Origin of the sequence: Actinomyces minihominis, from assembly GCF_900187855.1 — a bacterium.
Classification (GTDB): Bacteria; Actinomycetota; Actinomycetes; order Actinomycetales; family Actinomycetaceae; genus Scrofimicrobium; species Scrofimicrobium minihominis.
Genome location: NZ_FYEG01000016.1, coordinates 1 through 5,567, shown reverse-complemented (window position 1 = coordinate 5,567; position 5,567 = coordinate 1). Strand labels below are relative to the sequence as shown.

The 5,567-nt window shown below is 52.2% G+C and carries 3 rRNA genes; all 3 read left to right on the top strand.

From position 1 onward, the window contains the following. The first annotated feature begins 147 nt into the window (after positions 1-147). The 3 genes from CS903_RS09140 (at position 148) to rrf (ending at position 5,554) form a co-directional block, all read left to right on the top strand. Positions 148-1,683: ribosomal RNA gene (locus tag CS903_RS09140) — 16S ribosomal RNA — on the top strand. Between the two features lie 416 nt (positions 1,684-2,099). Continuing rightward, positions 2,100-5,228 (top strand): 23S ribosomal RNA (locus tag CS903_RS09135). 209 nt (positions 5,229-5,437) lie between these two features. Beyond that, a 5S ribosomal RNA gene (gene rrf, locus CS903_RS09130) occupies positions 5,438-5,554 on the top strand. Together the 16S, 23S and 5S rRNA genes form the textbook arrangement of a ribosomal RNA operon. Positions 5,555-5,567 lie beyond the last annotated feature (13 nt).

The following is a 5,567-nucleotide window of genomic DNA, read 5'->3' as shown; positions in this document are numbered from 1 at the left end:
TTTTTGTGTGGGTGTTGTTTGTGAACTTGATAGTGTGTTTTTTTGTTTGATTTTTGAGTGTACTCAATAAATTCTTTGTTTTTGTTGGTGTTTTTTTGGTTGGGATGGCTGCCGTCTTTTTTGGTGGTGGTTTTTCTGCAACAGTTTTTGTTGGAGAGTTTGATCCTGGCTCAGGACGAACGCTGGCGGCGTGCTTAACACATGCAAGTCGAACGGACTGCATGCAACTTGTTGTGTGTGGTTAGTGGCGAACGGGTGAGTAACACGTGAGTAACCTGCCCCCTTCTTTGGGATAAGCACCTGAAAGGGTGTCTAATACTGATTATTCTGCATTCCGCGCATGTGGTTTGTTGGAAAGGTTTTTCTGGTGGGGGATGGGCTCGCGGCTTATCAGCTTGTTGGTGGGGTAATGGCTTACCAAGGCTTTGACGGGTAACCGGCCTGAGAGGGTGACCGGTCACATTGGGACTGAGATACGGCCCAGACTCCTACGGGAGGCAGCAGTGGGGAATATTGCACAATGGACGGAAGTCTGATGCAGCGACGCCGCGTGAGGGATGAAGGCCTTCGGGTTGTAAACCTTTTTCGCTTTTGACCAAGGCAATACTTTGGTGTTGTTGAGGGTATGAGGTAAAGAAGCTCCGGCTAACTACGTGCCAGCAGCCGCGGTAATACGTAGGGAGCGAGCGTTGTCCGGATTTATTGGGCGTAAAGGGCTTGTAGGTGGCGTGTCGCGTCTGTCGTGAAATTCCGCAGCTTAACTGTGGTAGTGCGGTGGGTACGGGCATGCTTGAGTGTGGTAGGGGAGATTGGAATTCCTGGTGTAGCGGTGGAATGCGCAGATATCAGGAGGAACACCGGTGGCGAAGGCGGATCTCTGGGCCATTACTGACGCTGAGGAGCGAAAGCGTGGGGAGCGAACAGGATTAGATACCCTGGTAGTCCACGCTGTAAACGTTGGGAACTAGGTGTGGGGCCTGTCATGGGTTCTGCGCCGGCGCTAACGCATTAAGTTCCCCGCCTGGGGAGTACGGCCGCAAGGCTAAAACTCAAAGGAATTGACGGGGGCCCGCACAAGCGGCGGAGCATGCGGATTAATTCGAGGCAACGCGAAGAACCTTACCAAGGCTTGACATACACCGGAAGCCCCTAGAAGTAGGGGTCTCTTTGATACTGGTGTACAGGTGGTGCATGGTTGTCGTCAGCTCGTGTCGTGAGATGTTGGGTTAAGTCCCGCAACGAGCGCAACCCTTGTCCTATGTTGCCAGCACGTTATGGTGGGGACTCATGGGAGACTGCCGGGGTTAACTCGGAGGAAGGTGGGGATGACGTCAAATCATCATGCCCCTTATGTCTTGGGCTTCACGCATGCTACAATGGCCGGTACAGAGGGAAGCGATACCGTGAGGTGGAGCGGATCCCTTAAAGCCGGTCTCAGTTCGGATCGAAGTCTGCAACTCGACTTCGTGAAGGTGGAGTCGCTAGTAATCGCAGATCAGCAACGCTGCGGTGAATACGTTCTCGGGCCTTGTACACACCGCCCGTCACGTCATGAAAGTTGGTAACACCCGAAGCGCGTGGCCTAACCCTTTTGGGGGGGAGCGTGCGAAGGTGGGACTGGCGATTGGGACGAAGTCGTAACAAGGTAGCCGTACCGGAAGGTGTGGCTGGATCACCTCCTTTCTAAGGAGCCTTCTTAGTTCATTGGGCATTCATCGTTGGGTTGGGTGTTTTGTGGTGGATTGTTGAGGGGTTTTGTTTTGTTAGTCATTGGCTGCCGCGGTGGTGGTTGATGCGGCCAACATTGTTGGGTTGGTTGGGTTCACTCATTTTTGAGCATTTTTCTGGGTCTGATCTCTTTTTGTGGGGGTTGGGCCTGGGGCACACTATCGGGTTTACGTTCAATACTTGCTTCCCCCTTTTTTTGGGGGTGGTGGTGTTGGGTGTGGGTTGTTGGTGAATTGTATAGTGGTTGTTTGCATCTTTATTTTGTGTGATTTTGTTTGTTGAATTTTTTGTCCGCCCTTCTTTTTTGGGGGGTGGGTGGTTCATTTTGGACTTTCAGGGCTGACACTTTTGGGTGTTGGTTTTGTTGGTTTGTTTTAGTTTTTGTGGGCGTTCGGTGGATGCCTTGGTATCAAGAGCTGATGAAAGACGTGGCGGTCTGCGATATGCCTCGGGGAGTTGACGAGCGAGTGTTGATCCGGGGATTTCTGAATGGGGTGACCCAGCACCTGTAATGGGGTGTTACCTGCTGGTGAGTTGAGTAGCCAGTATGGGAGGAACGTGGGGAAGTGAAACATCTTAGTACCCATAGGAAGAGATATTCCGTTAGTAGTGGCGAGCGAAAGCGGATGATGGCTAAACCGTGTGTGTGTGATACTCAGCGAGGGTTGCGCATGCGGTGTTGTGGGGCCAGACATGATACATACTTCTTCGCTGGGAAGTATGGCTGGTGCGTGCATGGAGTTGAACAGCCTGGGATGGTTGACCGGAGAGCGTGATAGTCGCGTAGGTGGTTTGTGTGCGTGTTGGTTTGGTTTGGTGCCCGAGTAGCGCGGGGCTCGTGAAATCCTGCGTGAATCTGCCAAGACCACTTGGTAAGCCTGAATACTTCTTGATAACCGATAGTGAATAGTACCGTGAGGGAATGGTGAAAAGTACCCCGGGAGGGGAGTGAAATAGTTCCTGAAACCGGATGCCTTTAAGCCGTCAGAGCCTTATGCGCAGCTTTGGTTGTGTGGGGGTGATGGCGTGCCTTTTGAAGAATGAGCCTGCGAGTTAGTGGCATGTGGCTTGCTTAACCCGTTGTGGGGTAGGCGTAGCGAAAGCGAGTCTGAATAGGGCGTTTTTGGTCGCGTGTTCTAGACCCGAAGCGGAGTGATCTACCCATGGCCAGGTTGAAGCAGTGGTAAGACGCTGTGGAGGACCGAACCCACCTAGGTTGAAAACTGGGGGGATGAGCTGTGGGTAGGGGTGAAAGGCTAATCAAACTCCGTGATAGCTGGTTCTCCCCGAAATGCATTTAGGTGCAGCGTCGTTTGTTGCCTGGTGGTGGTAGAGCACTGGTTGGTTAATGGGCCCTTTGGGTTACTGAGATCAGCTAAACTCCGAATGCCATTAGTGTTAGGACGGCAGTGAGACTGTGGGGGATAAGCTTCATAGTCGAAAGGGAAACAGCCCAGATCACCGGTTAAGGCCCCTAAGTGTGTGCTGAGTGGGAAAGGATGTGGAGTTGCAGTGACAACCAGGAGGTTGGCTTAGAAGCAGCCATCCTTGAAAGAGTGCGTAATAGCTCACTGGTCAAGTGATTCCGCGCCGACAATGTAGCGGGGCTGAAGTACACCGCCGAAACCGTGACATCAAAACATTTGTTTTGTTGGGTAGGGGAGCGTCCCTCATGAGGTGAAGCAGCAGTGTGAACTGGCTGTGGATTGTGGGGGAGTGAGAATGCAGGCATGAGTAGCGATTTGAGGGGTGGGAATCCCCTCCGCCGTATAACTAAGGGTTCCAGGGCTAGGTTTATCCTCCCTGGGTTAGTCGGGTCCTAAGGCGAGGCCGACAGGCGTAGTCGATGGATAACCAGTTGATATTCTGGTACCGGCTTTTGATCCGTCCAACATCATTTACAGCAGTGAGTACTTGCCACTGGCATGATAAGGTTTTGGGCCCTTTCGGGGGTTTGATACTGGTTTGTGTTTAGTCGTTTGTGTGAGCGTGTTTATGGTGAGCGTGTTAACAGGGGTGACGCAAAGTGGTAGCTGCTGCACACCGGTGGTTGTGTGTGTCTAAGCGTGTGGCCTGTTCCTAGGTAAACCCGGGAACTTTATAGGTGAGGCGTGATGGGAACCCCTTTTTTGGGGTTTAGTGGTGAGCCTGTTTTGTCAAGAAAAGCCTCGACGTGAGGGTCAAAGCCGCCCGTACCCTAAACCGACACAGGTAGTTAGGTAGAGAATACTAAGGCGTGCGAGTGAATCATGGTTAAGGAACTCGGCAAAATGCCCCCGTAACTTCGGAAGAAGGGGGACCCTTGGGGGTGAACCACCTTAGCGGTGGCGAGCGTCTAGGGGTCGCAGAGGATAGAGAGAAGCGACTGTTTATTAAAAACATAGGTGCGTGCTAAGCCGTAAGGCGCTGTATACGCACTGACGCCTGCCCGGTGCTGGAAGGTTAAGAGGAAAGGTCAACACATTTTTGTGTGAAGCTTTGAATTGAAGCCCCAGTAAACGGCGGTGGTAACTATAACCATCCTAAGGTAGCGAAATTCCTTGTCGGGTAAGTTCCGACCTGCACGAATGGCGTAACGACTTCTCTACTGTCTCAACCATGAGCTCGGTGAAATTGCACTACGAGTAAAGATGCTCGTTACGCGCAGCAGGACGGAAAGACCCCGGGACCTTTACTATAGCTTGGTATTGGTGTTCGTTAGTGTTTGTGTAGGATAGGTGGGAGACTATGAGACTGGCACGCTAGTGTTAGTGGAGTCATTGGTGAAATACCACTCTGATATTAATGTGCATCTAACCTCGAATCCTGATCGGGTTTGGGGACAGTGCCTGGTGGGTAGTTTAACTGGGGCGGTTGCCTCCTAAATGGTAACGGAGGCGCTCAAAGGTTCCCTCAGCCTGGTTGGTAACCAGGTGTTGAGTGTAAGTGTAAAAGGGAGCTTGACTGTGAGACTGACAAGTCGAGCAGGGACGAAAGTCGGAACTAGTGATCCGGCCACGGCTTGTGGAAGCGTGGTCGCTCAACGGATAAAAGGTACCCCGGGGATAACAGGCTGATCCTGCCCAAGAGTCCATATCGACGGCATGGTTTGGCACCTCGATGTCGGCTCGTCGCATCCTGGGGGTGGAGTCGCTCCCAAGGGTTGGGCTGTTCGCCCATTAAAGCGGTACGCGAGCTGGGTTTAGAACGTCGTGAGACAGTTCGGTCCCTATCCGCTGCGCGCGCAGGAAACTTGTAGAGATCTATCCCTAGTACGAGAGGACCGGGACGGACGAACCTCTGGTATACCAGTTGTCCCGCCAGGGGCACCGCTGGTTGGCTACGTTCGGGTTGGATAACCGCTGAAAGCATCTAAGCGGGAAGCCATCTCTGAGATTAGGTTTCCAACACACTTTGGTGTGTGAAGGCCCCCAGTAGACTACTGGGTTGATAGACCAGGAGTGGAAGCACGGTAACGTGTTTTATAGCTAACTGGCACTAATCGGCCGACACTAAAACAATCTTTCAACACAAACAAATGTTGACTGGTATTCATGTAACGACACAGGCCACACCCTTTTTTGGGGGTGTTGGTAGGTGAAACAAGTTTATTAGCCACGCACAACGTATTGATTGCAAGCAATCACTATGCAAACTCACTAATAACCCACCCACACAAACCATGAACCCCCCTTGGGGTTGGACTGGTTAGTGTGTGACGGCCCCTTTTTGCGGGGGGCATAGCGTAAGGGAAACGCCCAGTACCATTCCGAACCTGGAAGCTAAGCCTTACAGCGGCGAAGATACTCCACTCCATAGGGTGCGGGAAAATAGCACCCCCCCGCAAATCAACCAAAAAG